Annotated in this window: 16 protein-coding genes; all 16 read right to left on the reverse strand. The window is 39.8% G+C overall.

Annotated features, from left to right (window positions below):
• Positions 1-647 (reverse strand): hypothetical protein (locus tag H5186_RS21215; protein ID WP_182794919.1); only part of this gene is annotated, 647 nt, incomplete at its 3' end.
• A 20-nt stretch (positions 648-667) separates the two neighbouring features.
• Complete coding sequence (locus tag H5186_RS21220; RefSeq protein WP_182794920.1) at positions 668-1,618, reverse strand: hypothetical protein; 951 nt, start codon at positions 1,616-1,618, stop codon at positions 668-670.
• 20 nt (positions 1,619-1,638) lie between these two features.
• The gene (locus H5186_RS21225) at positions 1,639-2,223 is read right to left on the reverse strand and encodes a hypothetical protein (protein WP_182794921.1); all 585 of its coding nucleotides are present in this window, start codon (positions 2,221-2,223) and stop codon (positions 1,639-1,641) included.
• Positions 2,214-2,588 carry a hypothetical protein gene (locus H5186_RS21230; protein ID WP_182794922.1) on the reverse strand — a complete coding sequence of 125 codons (375 nt, stop codon included), beginning with the start codon at positions 2,586-2,588 and terminating at the stop codon, positions 2,214-2,216. The genes H5186_RS21225 and H5186_RS21230 overlap by 10 nt, the downstream gene beginning before the upstream one ends.
• A 96-nt stretch (positions 2,589-2,684) precedes the next feature.
• Complete coding sequence (locus H5186_RS21235; protein WP_182794923.1) at positions 2,685-7,355, reverse strand: OmpA family protein; 4,671 nt, start codon at positions 7,353-7,355, stop codon at positions 2,685-2,687.
• A gap of 2 nt (positions 7,356-7,357) precedes the next feature.
• Positions 7,358-8,431, reverse strand: coding sequence for a hypothetical protein (locus tag H5186_RS21240; RefSeq protein ID WP_182794924.1), 1,074 nt, complete (start codon positions 8,429-8,431; stop codon positions 7,358-7,360).
• A 137-nt stretch (positions 8,432-8,568) separates the two neighbouring features.
• Positions 8,569-8,955 (reverse strand): hypothetical protein, encoded by a 387-nt coding sequence (locus tag H5186_RS21245; protein WP_182794925.1) that lies wholly within the window; start codon positions 8,953-8,955, stop codon positions 8,569-8,571.
• A 1-nt stretch (position 8,956) separates the two neighbouring features.
• On the reverse strand, positions 8,957-10,024 hold the full coding sequence (locus H5186_RS21250; RefSeq protein ID WP_404936446.1) for a hypothetical protein: 1,068 nt from the start codon (positions 10,022-10,024) through the stop codon (positions 8,957-8,959).
• Between the two features lie 144 nt (positions 10,025-10,168).
• On the reverse strand, positions 10,169-10,564 hold the full coding sequence (locus tag H5186_RS21255) for a hypothetical protein (RefSeq protein ID WP_182794927.1): 396 nt from the start codon (positions 10,562-10,564) through the stop codon (positions 10,169-10,171).
• 2 nt (positions 10,565-10,566) lie between these two features.
• Positions 10,567-11,628, reverse strand: coding sequence for a PD40 domain-containing protein (locus H5186_RS21260; protein ID WP_182794928.1), 1,062 nt, complete (start codon positions 11,626-11,628; stop codon positions 10,567-10,569).
• 69 nt (positions 11,629-11,697) lie between these two features.
• The gene (locus H5186_RS21265; RefSeq protein WP_182794929.1) at positions 11,698-16,374 is read right to left on the reverse strand and encodes an OmpA family protein; all 4,677 of its coding nucleotides are present in this window, start codon (positions 16,372-16,374) and stop codon (positions 11,698-11,700) included.
• Positions 16,371-17,507, reverse strand: a complete 1,137-nt coding sequence (locus tag H5186_RS21270; protein ID WP_182794930.1) for a hypothetical protein — start codon at positions 17,505-17,507, stop codon at positions 16,371-16,373. Before H5186_RS21270 ends, H5186_RS21265 begins: the two co-directional genes overlap by 4 nt.
• Positions 17,507-17,806: a hypothetical protein gene (locus H5186_RS21275; protein ID WP_182794931.1), complete on the reverse strand. Its 300-nt coding sequence runs from the start codon at positions 17,804-17,806 to the stop codon at positions 17,507-17,509. Before H5186_RS21275 ends, H5186_RS21270 begins: the two co-directional genes overlap by 1 nt.
• A complete protein-coding gene (locus H5186_RS21280) occupies positions 17,803-18,948 on the reverse strand; it encodes a hypothetical protein (protein ID WP_182794932.1) in 1,146 nt (381 codons plus the stop codon). Before H5186_RS21280 ends, H5186_RS21275 begins: the two co-directional genes overlap by 4 nt.
• 73 nt (positions 18,949-19,021) lie before the next feature.
• Positions 19,022-19,408 (reverse strand): hypothetical protein, encoded by a 387-nt coding sequence (locus tag H5186_RS21285; RefSeq protein WP_182794933.1) that lies wholly within the window; start codon positions 19,406-19,408, stop codon positions 19,022-19,024.
• A gap of 1 nt (position 19,409) precedes the next feature.
• The coding region (locus H5186_RS21290; RefSeq protein WP_259400390.1) for a peptidoglycan-binding protein at positions 19,410-19,943 on the reverse strand (534 nt) is incomplete at its 5' end.

The raw sequence follows: 19,943 nt of genomic DNA on the forward strand, positions 1-19,943 counted from the left end.
AAACCACGTGTCTGGATACGCATCATTTGAAAGTCTTCATAAACCCGTAAATCTTGAAAGTGCTGGGCGCGTACCTTGCCTTTGTACCAGAGGTAGACAATTTGTTTATCACGATCAAACACCATTGGCGCTTGTCGCTTAAAGCGAATAATAAAGAACAACAAAAGTGGAATGGTAATAACGTAAAAAACTAAAAATGAAATGTCTTTTTTGTAAAAATAACTTCCATAAGCTGTATGTTTATTACTGTGACGAGCATACAAGTAGCTTTTCAAGGTTAATTCACCTTCTTCATCTAATAAATCATAAGATTGCTTATCTATTGGGCGAACTTCTGGAGATAAGAAATAGTTTTCACCATGTTTCTGTATATCTGAATCTACTCTTCGTTGTATAGTTTCTTCTCTTGCTTGCCATGAACCACATAAATCATCAACATTCAAATATACAGTAAATAAAATCATTAATAATAGTGGGATCAGTCCCATATTACGGGCTTTCATAGAATTATTACTAAGCTTACAAAGGTGCTTATCTACATACACTATCGGTGTTGGTGGCGGTGCCTCTTTAGTGAGTTGAAAGCTAAGTAGTGCTTTCAGCTTATTTACTAAAGGTATTGGATAATGGTGTTTAATCAAAGGCATTGTTTTTTACTTAACCGTATTCATGCTGGAGGAGTAGGCAAGTTGTCTTTATCAAGCGGGATATCTGTATCATTCTCTGACAAATGCGTTAATATCGCATGAAGCTGCTGCTCAAAGTCTTTTGGTTTTTCATCATCAAAAAATGCAAAGGGTTTGTCATCGGTTTGCCACTGTTCATGCTGTGGCATTACATGCTCGCGGCCATATTCCATAAATTGACATATAAATGCCAATACTGGCTCGTACGCATCTTTGCCGTTGTAATAAGGGTTATGGCGAGGTTGCACCATAAAATTAGCCCATTGCATGTTGTTGTGTTTATCAAAACCGCGGGTCTGAATACGCATCATTTGAAAGTCTTCATAAACCCGTAAATCTTTAAAGTGCTGGGCGCGTACTTTGCCTTTGTACCAGAGGTAAACAATTTGTTTATCACGATCAAACACCATCGGTGCTTGACGCTTAAAACGAATAATAAAAAACAACAAAAGTGGAATAGTAATAGCGTAAAAAACTAAAAATGAAATGTCTTTTTTGTAAAAATAACTTCCATAAGCTGTATGTTTATTACTGTGACGAGCATACAAGTAGCTTTTAAACGTCAACTCACCACTTTCATCTAGCAATTTATACCACTTTAAGTGTATTGGGTTTACTTCTGTACTACTAAAATAATTCTCTCCATACTTTTTTTTATATAATTCAATACTATCAATAGTTGCTCTCTCTCTTGCACTCCAGCTTTTTAATATATTATTAGCATTTAAACATGCAGTAAATAACACAATTAATAACAATGGGATCAGCCCCATATTACGGGCTTTCATTGAATTATTACTAAGCTTACAAATATGTTCATCTACATACACTATCGGTGTTGGCGGCGGTGCCTCTTTAGTGAGTTGAAAGCTAAGTAGTGCTTTCAACTTATTTGCTAAAGGTATTGGGTAATGGTGTTTAATCAAAGCCATTGTTTTTTACTTAACCGTATTCACACTGGAGGAATGGGTAAATTGTCTTTATCAAGCGGGATATCTGTATCGTTCTCTGACAAATGTGTTAACACCGCATTTAGCTGCTGCTCAAAGTCTTTTGGCTTTTCATCATCAAAAAATGCAAAGGGTTTGTCATCGGTTTGCCACTGTTCATGCTGTGGCATTACATGCTCGCGGCCATATTCCATAAATTGACAAATAAACGCCAATACTGGCTCGTACGCATCTTTGCCGTTGTAATAAGGATTATGGCGCGGTTGCACCATAAAATTAGCCCAACGCATATCACCGCGCTTACCAAGGCTGCGCGTCTGAATACGCATCATTTGTGAGTCTTCATGTATTCGTAGGTCTTTAAAATGCTGGGCGCGAACGTTGCCCTTATACCAGTGATAAACAATTTGCCGATTACGGTCAAACACCATCGGCGCTTGGCGTTTAAAAAAGATTAAAAAATACAATAAAGGAGGAAGCGTCAGTATAATAAAGATTGACAAGAAAATATCTTGTTTGAGCCTAAAAGTACGGGCAGATTCAGCTGTTTCATTGTAACGATAGTACATGTATCGGCTTAATGACATCTTGCCTTCATCATCGAGCCTTTCGTAGTTCTTTTTATCCAAAGGGTGAACACTTGGTGATAAAAAGTAATTTTCCCCATATTTTTTTTATAATATTCAACATCCTCTTGAATATTTTGTTCTGTTGACTTCCACATTGAATAAAAACCAGCTATCTGGTAAAACGCAATAAATGACACCATGAATAACATAGGGATAATGCCCATATTACGCGCTTTTATTGAGTTGTTACTGAGCTTACAGACATTATCATCAACATAGGTGATCGGCGGTGGTGGCATCTCTGAGCTAGGTAACTTAAATGCCAACAACGCTTTTATCTTATTAAATAATGGTACTGGGTAAATTGGTTTAATTAATGCCATAATATGCTGATATTTTAAAAGGTGAAGTAAGCTTAGGTAAAAGGGCTGTTCACAAAGAGTGCTTGGTTACAGCCCCGTAAGTACTAAGAAGTTAATTTACTCTTTAAAAGCCCCTAACGGCCTTACTTTTTTCTTTGTCGCATCTTCAACAAACCACTGTTTCACTTCATCTTCAGTCAACCCTTCCTCTGACAAGCGCTTATATAGGTCTTTTTGTGATGGGGTTGAATGGTCGCTATTTAGCTTTGCGGCTAACTCTTTTAAATCAGCTTCAGGTAATGTTTTACCCCAAGGCAAATCGCTATTTGTAGGGTTAGGCAATGGTAACTTTAACTGCAAACCATGGTTGCTGGTTTTATCAGTCATTGAGCCGATATCATTAAAATTAAAGCCCGAATTACCCGCAGAGTTAAAGTTAGCAACACCTAGCTCCATCGTATATTGCTGCTCTTCTTTGTCAGTAAATATATCACTAAATTGGCTTGTAAATATGTCTCCAAAAGGCCTTAAACCTTTAATAAAAACTCGCTTTGGCGATTCATAATTTAAGCTAAAATTAGCGGCAAAAACAAAAACCTGCTCTTCACCGGCAAATGCTTTAGCGTCTTTATTATGCCAATTCAAAAGCGCTCGAGCCTGTTTACCTTTCTCGTTATAAGGGCCTGCGTTATTCAATAGTTCAATTAACTCTTCATACTCTGGGCCTACCTGCTCATCAATTTTACACTGGTTGTCATCCCACATATCCTCAAATTGATAGTCATCGTCATGCCACGTATCCACCATTTTATTTAAAATACGCTCTGTTTTGTAACCTTTATTTGCATTACGTGTTGCTTTACCTAAATAGCACAGTTTTGACTTATACTTCGGGCCGTTATCATTAATACCAATAGTCTGCTGCAGTATTAAATCACATGGCACACTACGCCAATCTAAACCAATGAGTTTTTTTGTATAGTTATCAGACTCTAGCTCTGTACAGGTGGCTACAACCATAATATCGACTTGGGTATTCCAATCAAAGTCATCAAATATTATGTCATCGCCAAACTGGCGTACTTTAAACCCTAAACTTTGTGCGGCAGCAAATTCACTCTCAAATAAACGGATTGAGCGCCCTTGCCTTTGTATTTTACTGGTCATTAAATAAGGCTTTCCTTCACCGCCAAAGCGCACCAAAATTCTAATGCTTTTTTCCCCCGCAAAAAGCTCTGGGTATACAAAGCTTGAGCTATTACTGGTTAAAAAGTCTTTTATTAATAGTGACTCTTCATTACCACCATTACGCTTTGTATTTAAATCAACATAAAACTCATTCGCCACATATCTATTTTTTAAACCAAGGGCATCAAGAGCCTCAGCAGTATCAGACTCAAAAATCATCTCATCACTATTATCTTTACGTTCCCCCATTAACGGCAATACAGCTTCACGACTACTGCCAACCTGCGCACCAATGAAATAACGCATGTCAGAAAAATTGTCATCTTGATAATATTCAAATGCAGAGTCATGCATAAATGGGTAAAAAGCCGCTTCATGAACCATAGGTTTAGTGCCTAAGTAAGTTTTTGGCCCTAACTGAAAAAACGGCGTAAATACACAGCCAAACTTTCCAGCAAAGTGCTTTTCGCTCTCTAATAGCTCAGACTCTACAAGCGGCCTTACGAGCTCTTTATAAGCAAGCTCGTTATTTTTCCCATCACAGCGTGTTACTTTCAAGGTAATAGGGGCAATACCGGTCATCGTATCGTTAAACACCACTAAAACACGGATAGGTGTAAATGGCGTTAAGCGCTTTTGTTTGTTGGCAATAATTGGCAACCATTTTTTTGACGTTGGGTCTTGATAATATAGGGCGCTGTGGTGATAACTCGCCTCACCATAGTCAGAAAATACCGGCTCAAAGGTGTTTGCAAAGCTTTCTAAGTATTTACTGCCTTCTTTTTCTTGGGTGCCAAAGGTATGAATAGGAAAGTAGTTTTGAAATTCAGCGGTAATATAGTTATGTTCACGCGCGAGTGTTGGCACCGTCATCATATAAAAGCCATACGGGTTAGACTGCGAGTGCACATAAAGTGCATTTTGAGGATCTTCTACCACAGCTTTACGTGCGGCTTTAGTTAACAGGCTATAATTATCGCTAAAACCATAAAGCGCTTTATTATCAGTATCATTACTTTGTTGTGCGGTAATGCCATCAATTAAAAACACCCAAAACGTATCCATACGAATTGATGCACCGGGCAAATTAGGCAGTGCCCAACTATCACCTAATAAAAAGTTTTCTATGTACTGTTTTACTTTATAGCGCTCTAAGTTTGAATAATACTGGCTTTTATCACCTTCACGCTGCGCCCTTAATAACAAGCCCATCAGGCCCGATATTGCCTCTGAGCGCAGTCTAAATTGCGCAGCCCACTGCGTACTTTGCGGTGTACTTTCGCTGCCTTTAAATTCATTAAGCAGCTCATGCATCATCCCTTGGTTAGCCGCGCATTCTTGACCTAGGCGTTTATCTCTTTGAATTTCCGCATAATACTTTTTACAGGCGTTATCGAGCAGCACTTCATCCATTAAATTCGCAGCCGACGTAGCTATAGCACTACCCGCTTTTATTACTGCGACCGCCGCCGCAATGGGCGCAGTTATCGGAATAAATGCCATCACACCCAAAGCAATGTTGATCATTTGCCACGCCATTTCATCGGCAGTTTCACCTACTTTTATGTCGTTAACCACGGTTAAATTACGAAAGCGCTCTAAGCTATCCATACCTTCGCGTGATGGGCAAACCGAGAGCTGGCTAATAGCATAAGCGGCAATGTGTACACGGCGGTTTTGCGCTCGGCTGGCTTCATCTTTATTATTTACAAGTGGCTGAGTATAACCCAGCCCTTGCACTTCAATACGCGCCTCATCAATACCAGCTTGAGTTACTAAAATATTTTTAACAGCATCGGCTCGTCGCTCAGATAGTGCCATATTATAATCGTAATGACCCAGATCGCAGGTATGGCCTGCCACTATAATTTTAAGCGATTCGTTGAGCTCAAACGCTTTTAAAACCGCTTCACTTTGCTGCAAAATAGCATCACGGTATTCATCGGTTACCTGCTCACTATTAAGTGTAAACTGTGCTTTAATTACCACGTCTTTTACTATTTCTTTAGCACTTAAATGCTCAAAGTAATCGTTAGCAACCGTTTTATAATGCTGCTTAGATTGCATTAAATTAGGGATATTTGTACCAAATTGCTGCAACGTCGTTTGCCCAAGCGCTGCAATGTTTATGGTTAAGTCAGCTATATTGAGCGCATTGCCTGTTGCATCCATTGCCACCTTAGGAATGCCAAGCTTTTTACCTAAACTATTGTTATAACTTTCCATTGCAGCTGGTGTGTTCGCTGGTAAGCGCCACAAATTTTCTGCAAGTACTTGCCTCCACCCCTCGGTTGTAAAGGCTGCGCGAGCTTCACGTAGCTTTTTCCAAGCATCTTGCCCTTCTTGCATCGCAAATACAGAATCAAGGGTGGCTTGAATGGTTTTATCTGCTGTTTTATTTAAATGGGTATGAATTGCCTTGGCAATTTTACTGCCTAACACAAATTTACCATTAGTGGTAAAATTGCCGTTACTGGCACTGGCGGTTATGTCGGTATTTATTAAACCTGCAGCGAGTTGTGCGCGGCCTTTTGCCACCGCCCAACCATGACAAAAGCTTTCATAGCCGCTAGCTATTTTTATTGGTTCATCGCTCACTTTAGCGCGGCCAACCTCTTTACCGCTTTCATCTTTAACACTAATATTTTTAGGGTCGTACGTGGCATGCTCGGTTTTTAAATCTTTAGCATAACTAATTAAATGGCTATAAAAGCGCGGGAATTGCTTTATTATTGCCTCTTCCACCGAAAGCGGATCGCAATTAATTACATCAAACTCACCCGCTTCATTTTTTATATCAAAGCGCACCATTTCGGCGAGCTCGTAGTAATAATTAGCTCCCTCCTTAACAAGCGACTTAGAGCACCATTGCGACCTTTGGGCAACATATTTAACACCATCAAGCCTTATTTTTACTCTATACAACCCTTTAGGTAGTATCTTGTTAGTACCTGATATCACCGCTAATTTAGTTTCGCGGTCGAAAGTAGCAAATAAATCTTCACCTACAGGCGGTGACAAAACAATCTCTTCATCCGAAGAAAGAAGTGGTATATTTGGATTTATACTTAAAATTATTGCCCTCGTTTTTGCCAATACATACGCTTGAATACTTTTTACGTTTTTTTGAGTTATTTCTCTTTCATACCACTTATTGTACGTGTCGTCTTCGCTATTTTCTGTAGGCTGTTTTAAATTCGTAATGGGGACTGTTTGTAACTCTAATAACGGTGTATTTGAGCTACTGTAATTTTTTAAATTATCAACAAATTCTTTAGCCCATCCTCTAGGGTTATTATTGGCAATGAGGCCAATGGATTCCATTGGCGGAATAATAATAGGTCGTTGATTAATAGCAGTGTATGCATGAAACGGCTGGCGTACCTCTAACGACTCACTGTTTATTGTCGATAAAATACCGGCGCTATTTGTTTTTAATATAACAGGCTTTTTTGTATCATATTTGGCTGACTTAGGCTGTTCAGCCACCACAAACCGATTTGCTACTGGCGTTAATTTACTCACGGGTGTGTTGCTTTCAACATAACCAGTTAATAAATACACTATTGGGCTGGCACTTCCTTTGCTCATTTTATGCATCTTTATCGTCCTTGTGCTGCTACGTTTGTAATTGCTATTGGAACTAATGTATCAAGACCCCAAATACCCATTTCCTTTACTCGTGTGATTTTTTGCTCACCTGTTAAAATATTCGTTTTAGTAATAATGCTATATATGTCAGGTATTTCATCTCGACTAGCTGGCTCTTTAAAGTCGTTATAACCAAATTTAAGAGTAACATCTTCATCTAATGAAAATATAACTCCACCACCTGTTCCTTTCTCTGAATGCTCTATTTCAGGGTTGGCAATATTTACCCAGTGAAAGTGGGCTTTCGGTCTAGCGTGGGTCATAAACGCTAAATATTTTCCATCCGGTGAAATACGGTGGTTTTTCATTCTCCATTCACGTGGAAAACCAAAATTCACTTTACGCACTATTTCGCCATTAAATTTATGTATCCAAAAGCCATCGCGCTTTATGGCTAAAAACTCTTTATCGCCGGGAAGTAAAAAAGCAGCGCCACTGTGGTGAATTTGTGGTCGTGGGGTTAACTCGCCTGTTGGAACATTGTAATTAAAGTTTTTGCCATCTGAGTAAAAAATGACGTTTTCACTGTCTGACGTCCAATTAAACCACGGGTAGCCACCCCCACCTGACATGGTGATTAGCTTTTGCTCTTTAGTGTCGTATAACTGACGCGTGGCTCGGTCATTTATGTAACCCGAAATAGCAATATAACGGTTATCTGGTGAGCGTGCTGGTGGATGCAATCCCGCAGGCTCCATTTGGGTAAAAATTTCTTCTGGAATAATACGGCGCCGGTCTGAGCCATCTAACCTTGATGACCAAAGCGTATAAACCTCGCTGTATTTATATTTATTCCAAAACATTAACCGCGGGGTTGAGAAGGTATCTGCATCGCCATACACCTCTTCACGAATGTCCATCGGCCACTCAGGGTGGTTTTGATGCTCTTTAGCCCATGGGTATTTAGCAACGTCAACTTCTACTTGTGGTGAACTTTGCGATGAGGGCTCTGAGCAACCGCTTAGCAATAAGCTAAAACAAAGGCTGAGGGCGCAAAGCATGCTGTTATTTTTTAAAAACGTCATTAAAATTATCCTTTTACTACATGCACTTATTTAAGAGGTAATATAAATAAGTGCATTCATTAAAACTTATGTCATTGAGTTAAAGTGCTTGCACTTATTCTTCTACTATTTCTGCCACCTCAATCGAGAGTGTTAAATTACTGATAAGTCGGCGGTGTCTTTGAGCTACTGTAATTTTTTAAATTATCAACAAACTCTGCAGTCCAGCCACTAGGGTTATTATTGGCAATGAGGCCAATGGATTCCATTGGCGGAATAATAATAGGACGTTGATTATTATCCGTGTAGGCATGAAACGGCTGACGTACGTCTAATGAGTCACTATTTATTGTCGATAAAATACCAGCACTATTTGTTTTTAATACAATAGGCTTTTTTGTATCATAAGTGGCTGATTTAGGCTGTTCAGCAACAATAATTCGATTTGCTACCGAGGTTAATTTACCAACCGGTTTATTGTTTTCAACATATCCAGTTAGTAAATAAACCAATGGGCTTGCAGATCCTTTGCTCATGTCATGCATTTTATTGTCCTTGTGCTGCTAAGTTAGTAATTGCTACAGGGACTAAAGTTCTCATGCCCCAGATTCCTTTTTCTTTAACTAACCCTTCAGTTTGCACACCTGTTAGTATGTTTTTTGTTCTGATGACACGCTCTGAAAGATAAAACCCATTTTCATCACGTTCTTGCGAGTGCTTTATTGTATACTCTAATTGATAATCTTCCTCTGGAGAAAAAATAACTCCACCACCTGTTCCTTTCTCTGAATGCTCTATTTCAGGGTTTGCAATATTCACCCAGTGAAAATGGAAGTCTTTTCTGCCATGAGTCATAAACGCTAAATATTTTCCATCCGGTGAAATACGGTGGTTTTTCATCTCCCACGCTTTCGGAAAACCAAAATTAACTTTACGCACTATTTCGCCATTAAATTTATGTATCCAAAAGCCATCGTGCTTTACTGCTAAAAACTCTTTATCGCCGGGCAGTAAAAAAGCAGCGCCACTGTGGTGAATTTGTGGTCGTGGGGTTAATTCGCCTGTTGGAACATTGTAATTAAAGTTTTTGCCATCTGAGTAAAAAATGACGTTTTCACTGTCTGAGGTCCAATTAAACCACGGGTAGCCACCCCCACCTGACATGGTGATTAGCTTTTGCTCTTTAGTGTCGTACAGCTGGCGCGTCGCTCGGTCATTTATATAACCCGAAATAGCGATATAACGGTTATCTGGTGAGCGAGCTGGCGGATGCAATCCCGCAGGTTCCAGTTGGGTAAATATTTCCTCTGGAATAATACGGCGTCTGTCTGAGCCATCGAGTTTTGATGACCACAGCGTGCGTACCTCACTGTATTTATATTTATTCCAAAACATTAACCGCGGGGTTGAGAAGGTATCTGCATCGCCATACACCTCTTCACGAATGTCCATTGGCCACTCTGGGTGGTTTTTATGCTCTTTAGCCCATGGGTATTTAGCAACATCAACCTCTACTTGTGGTGAACTTTGCGATGATGGCTCTGAGCAACCGCCTAGTACCAAGCTGGCACAAAGAGAGAGCACGCAAAACATGCTGTATTTTTTAAAAAACATCAAAAACTATCCTTTTACTACATGCACTTATTTACGAGGTAATATAAATAAGTGCATTCATTAAAACTTGTGTTATTGCGTCAAAGTGCTTGTGCTTGCACTTACTCTTCTACTATTTCTGTCACTTCAATCGAGAGTGTTAAATTACTGATAAATAAACGGCGTATTTGAGCTACTGTAATTTTTTAAATTATCAACAAACTCTGCAGTCCAGCCACTAGGGTTATTATTTGCAATAAGCCCTATAGACTCCATTGGCGGAATAATAATAGGTCGTTGATTAATAGCAGTGTATGAATGAAATGGCTGGCGTACGTCTAATGAGTCACTATTTATTGTTGATAAAATACCCGCGCTATTTGTTTTTAATACAATAGGCTTTTTTGTATCGTAAGTGGCTGACTCAGGCTGCTCGGCCACCACGATTCGGTTTGCTACCGGGGTTAATTTACCAACCGGTTTATTGTTTTCAACATAACCAGTTAATAAATACACTATTGGGCTGGCACTTCCTTTGCTCATATCATGCATTTTATGCATTATTATCGTCCTTGTACTGCTAAGTTTGTAACTGCTATTGGACCTAATGTATCAAGACCCCAAATACCATTTTCTTTTACTATCGCCTCAGCTTGCTCACCGGTCACTATATTCTTTGTTCTTATGATACGCTTTGAAGGATAGAAACCATTTTTACCACGCTCTTTTGAAAATTTTGCTACAAACTCCAACTGATAATCCTCTTCTGGAGAAAAAATAACGCCATTACCTTCCCCTATTTCTGAATGCTTAACCTCAGGGTTGGCAATATTCACCCAGTGAAAATGGAAGTCTTTTCTGCCATGAGTCATAAACGCTAAATATTTTCCATCCGGTGAAATACGGTGGTTTTTCATCTCCCACGCTTTCGGAAAACCAAAATTAACTTTACGCACTATTTCGCCATTAAATTTATGTATCCAAAAGCCATCGTGCTTTACTGCTAAAAACTCTTTATCACCAGGCAGTAAAAAAGCAGCGCCGCTGTGGTGAATTTGAGGCCGTGGGGTTAGCTCCCCTGTTGGTATATGGTAATTAAAGTTTTTGCCATCTGAGTAAAAAATGACGTTTTTACTGTCTGAGGTCCAATTAAACCACGGGTAGCCGCCACCGCCTGACATGGTGATTAGCTTTTTCTCTTTAGTGTCGTACAGCTGGCGCGTCGCTCGGTCATTTATATAACCCGAAATAGCGATATAACGGTTATCTGGTGAGCGAGCTGGTGGATGCAATCCCGCAGGTTCCAACTGGGTAAAAATTTCTTCAGGAATTATGCGACGCCTGTCAGAGCCATCTAAACGAGATGACCACAGCGTGCGTACCTCACTGTATTTGTATTTATTCCAAAACATTAACCGCGGGGTTGAGAAGGTATCTGCATCGCCAGACACCTCTTCACGTATTTCCATCGGCCACTCAGGGTGGTTTTTATGCTCTTTAGCCCATGGGTATTTAGCAACATCAACCTCTACTTGTGGTGAGCCTTGTGAAGACGGCTCTGAGCAACCGGTTAATAAAGCTATAAACACAAATACGGATACCGTATAGCCCTTGTTAAAAAACACCTTAAAAATCCTTTTATAAAAACCTAAATAAAAAAGCCCATATCAATGAGCTCTTTATTTACGCAATGTTTAATCGCTTAATTTACGAATATTAATCGCCTCGATACTGACTTCATCTAAACTTTTCGAATGTAACTCAAACCATTCCTTAACCTCATCAGCCGTCATCTCATTTGAATGATAAAAACCTTTTTGGTGATCGTTTAAGTGCGGTTCGAGTTTGTTATAGCGTTTACTATTCATTGCTTTAGACCATGGCGCGTTATTGATTACTGATTTCGGTAAGTCCACCTCTAGGGCAAAGCCGTGACTGTATGTATCATCGAATAACAAGCCATCAACAGTGCTAAAGTCGGCAACGTGTATACCTGAATTACCAGCCGTTCTAAACTCTTTAAAACATAGTTTAGGTGATTCATCAACCGAGCCATTAGCGTTTATATCCACTTTACCAAAAGGGCGAATACCTTTTACGGTATTGCCTTTGGGGGTCTTATAATCCAGTTTAAAACGTGCGACATACAAATGCTTTTTCTCAGTTTGGCCTTGCTTGTCTAACTCAGCTTTTTTGTTATGCCAATTAAACAACGAGAGTACCTCTTGCTCTTGCTCTTGAGAATCACTTCTTAAAAATGAAATAAAATCGCGAAGTTGAGACTGCCCCTTTACGTTGCGTCGTCTTGTTAGTTTATATTGGTTATCACGTATTTTATCTTTATCAAAACCACCTGTTAAAGAACGTTCAATTTCACCAATATTAATTAAATTACTGGGATAAGTAGGCCCTTGCAACTCACTGTCTTTAAGCCAACTTGACGAAATACCCGCCATACTCAAAAAACACGGAATAGTATTGGAGTTTAGGTTGATCAGGTCTTTGCTGTAATTATCTTCAAGTAACTTATCGGCGGTTACCACGACAAAAACTTCAATTTCAGTATTCCAATCATATTTTTCAATTTTAAGGCTATTACCGTGGCGAGTGATGGTAAGGTTGTTTTTTATTGCACTTGCCCAAAGCTCGCGCTTATAAAGCTCTTCATAAGTAGTTTTTTTGTAAGGTCCCTCTAAATACTCATTGTTTAAATTCGCTAATGAGATAAATGGCGCGCCTTCGCCCCCAATTCTAATTGCCATAGTAACGGTTTTTTCACCATCAAATAACGCAGGGTAGGCAAAGCTTGAATCATAGCTTGTTAGGTAGTCTTTAATTAACAGCGAGCTGTGTTTTTCTTTATCAACACTTACTAAAAAGTCGTCTTCAATAAAACTAAGTACCCCATCAAACTCAACGGGGCCTTGTGAAGGTGTTTGTTTAAGCGGTAAATCTACACTTGTCGTGCTAGCCACTTGGCACCTGATTCTATAGCGCATATTATTTAGGCGACCAGAGTCAGCATAATCATCTGCGCTATTAATACCAGGTAACAAAAAAGCCGCTGAATGAGCGGTTGGCTTTATACCTAAATACGTTTTAGGCCCAAGTTGATAAAATGGCTGAAATACACAGCCAACCATACCTATATAACGCGATTCATCAAAACCATCTTGATTAATAAATAGCTCATCTTTGGTCAGCGCACGTGCAAGCTCTGAATACTTAATACTGGTTACATCCCAGCCATCTATACGCTTCACTTCAAATGTGAGCGGTGCTATATGGGCCATCGTTTCATCAAACACCACCAGCACTCTAACCGGTGTAAATGGGGTAATTGATTCATCCCCTAAATCACTCATTAAGTGCCATTTTTTAGTATTAACATCTTGGTAATACATCACACTACAATGATAATTTGCTTCACCGTATTGCATCATTAATGGGTCAAAAGTATCAATAAAGTTGTCAAGCTCATTAGTGCCTAAAGTATGTATCGGAAAATACTTTTGATACTGTGTTTGTAAGTAACCTTGTAAGGAAGACACTGGCGCTTTAGACATCATATAAAACCCAAGCGCAGGGCTAACCATGCCTATCAAACTTGCTGTTGATCTTTCTTCATCCATTACTTGTACGTGGTTGTCGTATAATATTTTTCGGTCACTCGCGGCGGTTAATTTAAAGTCTTGGTTTACACCATAGGTTAATTGGTATTCCCGCTCAGCTGCACCAGAGCCTTTCATTTTATTTACGTTTTCAACTAAGTTAACCCAAAACGTATCCATTTTTATTACCGCGTTATCTATTAGCGGATACGCCCACTCATCGCCGAGTAAAAAGTTTTCAATATAGGCCTGAATCTCTAATTTTTTTGCATTGTTGATATAGTCTTCTTTGTTGCTTGCATACACTTGCGCTCTCAGTAGTAAACCCACTAAACCCGCAATGGCTTCAGCTCTTACTCTGTATTGCGCCGCCCATAAAGTGCTATTAGCAATGGTGTGGTTACTGTTCATCTCTGTTACTAAATCACGCATCAGTGCTTGGTTGGCGCTACTTCGTTCGCTTTGCTGTTTTTGCCTATCATCAACTGCTAAATATTGTTTGCAGATATTATCTGTCATTACTTCATCAGCTAAGGCAGCAACGCCACGAGTAACAACAGGCGCTGCGTCTACCACCGCTTTAGCAAGCCCAATTGAACGTGCCACAAGCGCGGTATGAGGTATTACACTTAATACCGCAAGCGCAGTGTCAAGCGCGGCCATTAATGCTTTGTCGCCCTCTTTTGAGCGTGCGATTTTTTTCTCAACACTTAAGCTACGGTAACGTTCTAAATTATTCAGCCCCTCACGAGAGGCACTGACAGCAAGGTTACTGACAATATAAGCTTTAAGGCTTACCCGCCGGTTAATTGCCCGTTGGGCTTCTGAGTCGTTATCAACCAAGTTCTCAAGCATGCCGTACCCATATACCCGCATGCGAGATTCAACTTGGTTAGCATCCATACCGCGGCTAATCATCTGCTCAGCCAAAATAGTTTTAACAGCCTCAGCGCGCCTTAAAGACAACTTTTTATTATATTCAAAGCCGCCTATATCACAGGTATACCCTGAAATATCAACCATTGCATTAGGGTTTGCGAGCAGCCCTTCAACAATAATTTGGCTACGCGATATTATTTCATTTTGGTACTGCTCACTCACAACGTCACTGTCAAGTTCAAACTGGCTTTGAATAACTACATCATGGCTTACTTCGCGCTCGCTTAAACGGGCAAAATAATCATCAGCTACTCTTTTATAATGATTAACACTGGTGTTTAAAGTGTTCTCCGCCTCACCAAAGTACGATATGGTCGCCTCACTAAACGCGCAAATACTTACAGCTAAATCAACGGTATTAATAGACTTATCTAATACGTTAAGTACGCTTGCAGGCACTCCTAACGTATCACCGAAGGTATTATTGAATTGCAGTTCCTGATTATCAGTTAAACCACCGTTAGCTAAACTAAAAGGCAAGAAGTATTTGCTTAATGCATCGCTTGTTGTCAGGTCACTGGGGTTAGTTAACGCCTCCCTCACTTTAACCCAAGCATCAACACCGCTATCAAGTGCAAAGGTAGCATCAAGCATTGCCGATACTGCAGGGTCCTGGTTAGTTTGAAAGTGGGTATGCAGCGTTTTAGCAACTAACTTGGCAAATTTCCCTCGGTTATCATGGTGTACGCCATCGGCATCAACATATTGCTGCATGTCGGCAACTAAAAAGCCCGCAGCAAGGCTGGCACGGGTTTTAGTTAATTCCCAGTTTGTACAGTAATCTAAAAAGCCACCGGCAATTGCCGTGGGTTTGCTATTCGGCATTTTGGCATCGGGCGAGCCATATTCAGGCAAGCCTTTTTTTGGCTCATTAGGGTCAAAACCTTCAGGGGCAGAGGCCGTGTTTTTTGCAAAGTTAATTAAGTGGGTGTAATAACTCGGAAACTGCTTAATCAGCGACTCTTCAACAGAAATTGGGTCGCAGTTAATAATATCAAACTCACCCGCTTCATTTTGAATGTCAAAATGCAACATTTCGCTGAGTTCGTAATAAGGGGTGCCACTGTCATCATAGCTAAGAGCGTTTTGGCTCCAACGGTTACCAAGCGGCCTAAGAGTTCTTGAATCTAATTTAACGCGTATTTTATATAAACCAGCGCTCAATTTTTGATCATTGTTATTTATAACCGCACTATAAACTTTACTTTCAGTTCCGAGCTCATCCTCCGTATTAAAAAAACCTTTAATTGGCGTTTCAGTACCTTTTACTATTTCAACATTACCATCGCCGCCTGCCAACGGAATGGAGCGATTTACACTGAGTAACAGCGCCCGTGTTTTAGGTATAACATAACCATAAATATGGGTTACCTTGCTCTTAATAATGTGCTCGTTATACCAGTCGCTGTAGGTTTTATCTTTACTATCAGGGCGCTTTAAATCTGCAACTGCAATCTGTCGATAAATAAGGGTATTAATCTTGCCCTTATAACTTCCTAGTTCAGTTTTAAATGCCTCAAACCACTTATCACCTTGGCTTGCCGCTAACAAGCTTATCGCATCAACCGGCGGCACAATAATAGGTCGGTTTTTATGAGCATGAAACGGGTTTCGTGTCGTCAACTGTTTGTAATCAACAGCCTCAAGCACGGCGCCTTCATCACTGCTTAACAGTATTGGTGCAGCTCCATCGCTATCAGCCACCACCACACGGTTAAACAGCGGGGTGAGCTTACTGATTGGCTCGCCTCTATTAACATAACCCGTGAGTAAATACGCTTTAGGAAAACTAGATTGCCCAGTATTCAATTGCTCTGTCATTGTTCATCCTTGATATTAAACACGTCAAAAATATATATATTTCCCATGCCCCATATATCATTTTCTTTAATTGGTATTTCTCGTGTTTGCTGAGTATTTAAATCAAATTCATAAAAAAAGTCATCTATATAATACTGACCATTCCCCATTAAATCAGTCGAATCTTTAAACCCTTTACTTAACACTTTATTTTTTTTATCTGAGAAAAAATAACCCCCTGTTTTGAAAGGTTTTGTAATGCGCTTACTGGGGTCTGATAAATTAACCCAGTAATATTTAGGGTATCCAAGCCCCTCTGATAAAAAAGAAATATAATCGCCGAAAGGGGATACTTTTAAATACTGCATCGTAAATTGGGTGTTAAAGCCTAAATCAACCTTCTCAATCACGTCACCATTAAAGTCATGTAACCAGTATTTATTTTTTTTATCGGCTAAAAAAGTTTTACCGTCTGGCAATAAAAACAAGCCATTAGAGTAAATAATTGGCCGCTCAGTAAGTGTTTTAGTGGGTACGTGGTAGTTATAATGTTTACCACTGGCGTAAAAAATCACATTTTCACTGTCTTTAGTCCAGTTAAAATGAGCATAACCATGGCCTTTGCTCATTAAAATAAACTGTTGGGTTTTAGTATCCCACAGCTCGCGGGTAAAGCCGTGCTCTGTTGTATCCATGGACAAGGCTATATAGCGGTTATCTGGCGAGCGCTTGGGTGTGTGGCTACCAATAAGCCCCCTACCTTCAAAGGCAGCTTCGGGGATAATGCGGCGCCTATCAGAGCCATCCATGCGTGCTGAGAACAGCGTTTTCTTTTTCATCCACTCGACTTTCGCGTTAAATAAAATACGCGGAGTTGAAAACGTTTCTTTATCGCCATATACCTCATTGCGCACCTCTTTAGGCCACTCAGGGTGGTACGTATGACGATACGCCATTTTATCTTTACTAAATCGACTGGGTTGCTCTTCAACAACTTGTTTTTCTGGCGGTTTAACGTCATCACCACAGCCAGTTAATTGCAATGTAGCGACACTTAGTAACATTATTACTGCGCAGTGTGAAAATGACTTAGTTAACAAGCCCGTGGTTAAAAGCGATTTAAACGTAGATTTTTTTACTGAGATTAATGACATCAATAGTCCTTGATTGTACGGTGTAAATTGGTCGTAGAGGCAGCAATGCGAAGCATGAACGGGGTAGTTTTTTGGGCATGAAACGGGGTTCGTGTCGTCAATTGTTTGTCATCAACAGCCTCAAGCACCGCACCTTCATCACTGCTTAACAGTATTGGTGCGGCTTCATTGCTATCAGCCACCACCACACGGTTAAACAGCGGGGTGAGCTTGCTGATTGGCTCCCCCTTCTTAACATAGCCAGTGAGTAAATACGCTTTAGGGAAACTACATAGCCCTGTATAAAATTGCTCTGTCATTGTTCATCCTTGATATTAAACACGCCAAAAATACGCAAAGTTCCCATGCCCCAAATATTACTTTCTTTAAGCAATATTTCTTTTTCTTGCTTAGTGATTAAATCCAATTCAATAAAGTAATAATCAGGGTATGGACGACCGTTCCCCATTAGCTCCGTAGAATCTCTTGATGCGGGACTTAACACTTTATTTTTTTTATCTGAGAAAAAATAAGTATCTGCTTTTCTTGGTGATATAATGCGCTTACTGGGGTCCGATAAGTTAATCCAGTAATTTTGCGACGCCCCAAGACCTTCTGATAAAAAATAAATATAATCGCCGAAGGGAGATACCTTAAAACTACGCATAGAAAGGTGGTTGTTATAGCCTAAATCAACCTTCTCTATCACATCGCCATTAAAATCATGCAACCAATACTCATTTTTTTTATGTGCTAAAAAAGTTTGACCATCTGGCAATAAATACAAGCCATTAGAGTAAATAATTGGTCGCTCAGTAAGTGTTTTAGTCGGTACATGATAGTTATAATGTTTACCACTGACGTAAAAAATCACATTCTCACTGTCTTTAGTCCAGTTAAAATGGGCATAGCCATAACCTTCGCTCATTAAAATAAACTGCTGGGTTTTAGTATCCCAAAGCTCACGTGTATAGCCAAGTTCATTGTTGTACATTGATATTGCGATATACCGGTTATCAGGAGAGCGCACCGGTTTATGACCGTCGACCATATTCTTACCCGTAAATACGCTTTCTGGAATAATCCTACGCCTGTCAGAGCCATCCATGCGCGCTGAAAACAACGTTTCTATACCTATCCACTCAACCTCAGCTCTAAATAAAATACGCGGAGCTGAAAACGTTTCTTCATCGCCATACACCTCATTGCGCACCTCTTTAGGCCATTCAGAGTGGTATGTGTGGCGATACGCCAATTTATCTTTACTAAATCGTCTGGGTTGCTCTTCAACAACTTGTTTTTCTGATGTTTTAACGTCACCACCACAGCCAGTTAATAGCAATGTAGTAATACTTAGTAATATCATGGCGCTGCTTCGCGCGCTTTTACTAAACGCCTTTATATTCGTTATGCTGTGTAAAAGCGGTTTAAAACGGGCTGTGTTTTCTGAGATTAATGACATGGGTAATCCTAGTATATATGGTGTAAATTTATTAATAGATTTATCTTATAAATCTATGTTATTTATAATAAATTCATTCATCATCTATATTAATGCTTGGCATTAATTCTGCTTGCGGTGTTTGACCTCTCAACTGTGTATAAGGCACTCGTTCAAAGATATAAAAAGGCTCAGCCCCGTCATCTGGATCTTGTATTAAATTAAAAGTACCTTCGGTGGGAATTTTTTTAAACGTGAGCCGAACCCAATCTGTATCTACAATACGTCGATCACCTACAGAGCATTCTTGACGCCAACAGCTTTCAACATGCTCAAGAATAACTTTCTCATTGAGCGGGTTTATTGGTTTAGCCGATGATTTAGTTAAATTTAACTGGTATGCAAAGGTGATTTTTGGCTCTGTAATATACTTTTTATTTCTATTATTAACTTGCATTGGCATGCACTGTGAAACACTCATATTAGCTCCCAAATACTTGCTGTAATTTTGCTTTGGTTTTCTTCCCTGCAATTCCATCTACTTCAAGGTCGTGCTCGTATTGAAAATCCCTCACACCGGCTTTAGTTTTTGCGCCGTTAACGCCATCAACTGTGCCACAGTCAAAGCCCAATAAATTGCAGCGTGCTTGCACACCTGAAAGTGTATCGATGGGGTCTAAATGACCAACTTGTGCGGTAAAACTTTCACTGGGTGAGCTTTGATCTTCCTTGAGATATAAATCAACCTGAGCGGTGAGCGTGTCGTTCTCATTTAGCTCAACTTCAACTAGGCCGTCGCTCGGTAAAACGGTATCGATAGTTTGGCTGCCTATGTTGAGTACAATACGTTTGCCAGTGATGTCATCACCATCTTCATACGCTACTTTTAAGCGAAAATATTCTTTTTCGTTTTGTACAACAAACGTATTTAGGCTATTGGCGCGCAGCGGTATAAACTTTTCTTTTTTTGGCGGAATAGTAATTTTATCGCCCGGGTAAATTAAGTTTGGATCAGG

Source organism: Pseudoalteromonas sp. SG41-2 (assembly GCF_014164535.1).
GTDB lineage: Bacteria > Pseudomonadota > Gammaproteobacteria > Enterobacterales > Alteromonadaceae > Pseudoalteromonas > Pseudoalteromonas rhizosphaerae.

Excerpts from the sequence above, each read along its gene's own strand:
- H5186_RS21220 (WP_182794920.1), bottom strand. The coding sequence starts at position 1,618 with ATGGCTTTGATTAAACACCATTACCCAATACCTTTAGCAAATAAGTTG.
- H5186_RS21225 (WP_182794921.1), bottom strand. The coding sequence starts at position 2,223 with ATGTCATTAAGCCGATACATGTACTATCGTTACAATGAAACAGCTGAA.
- H5186_RS21230 (WP_182794922.1), bottom strand. The coding sequence starts at position 2,588 with ATGGCATTAATTAAACCAATTTACCCAGTACCATTATTTAATAAGATA.
- H5186_RS21235 (WP_182794923.1), bottom strand. The coding sequence starts at position 7,355 with ATGCATAAAATGAGCAAAGGAAGTGCCAGCCCAATAGTGTATTTATTA.
- H5186_RS21240 (WP_182794924.1), bottom strand. The coding sequence starts at position 8,431 with ATGACGTTTTTAAAAAATAACAGCATGCTTTGCGCCCTCAGCCTTTGT.
- H5186_RS21245 (WP_182794925.1), bottom strand. The coding sequence starts at position 8,955 with ATGCATGACATGAGCAAAGGATCTGCAAGCCCATTGGTTTATTTACTA.
- H5186_RS21250 (WP_404936446.1), bottom strand. The coding sequence starts at position 10,024 with ATGTTTTTTAAAAAATACAGCATGTTTTGCGTGCTCTCTCTTTGTGCC.
- H5186_RS21255 (WP_182794927.1), bottom strand. The coding sequence starts at position 10,564 with ATGCATAAAATGCATGATATGAGCAAAGGAAGTGCCAGCCCAATAGTG.
- H5186_RS21265 (WP_182794929.1), bottom strand. The coding sequence starts at position 16,374 with ATGACAGAGCAATTGAATACTGGGCAATCTAGTTTTCCTAAAGCGTAT.
- H5186_RS21270 (WP_182794930.1), bottom strand. The coding sequence starts at position 17,507 with ATGTCATTAATCTCAGTAAAAAAATCTACGTTTAAATCGCTTTTAACC.
- H5186_RS21275 (WP_182794931.1), bottom strand. The coding sequence starts at position 17,806 with ATGACAGAGCAATTTTATACAGGGCTATGTAGTTTCCCTAAAGCGTAT.
- H5186_RS21280 (WP_182794932.1), bottom strand. The coding sequence starts at position 18,948 with ATGTCATTAATCTCAGAAAACACAGCCCGTTTTAAACCGCTTTTACAC.
- H5186_RS21285 (WP_182794933.1), bottom strand. The coding sequence starts at position 19,408 with ATGAGTGTTTCACAGTGCATGCCAATGCAAGTTAATAATAGAAATAAA.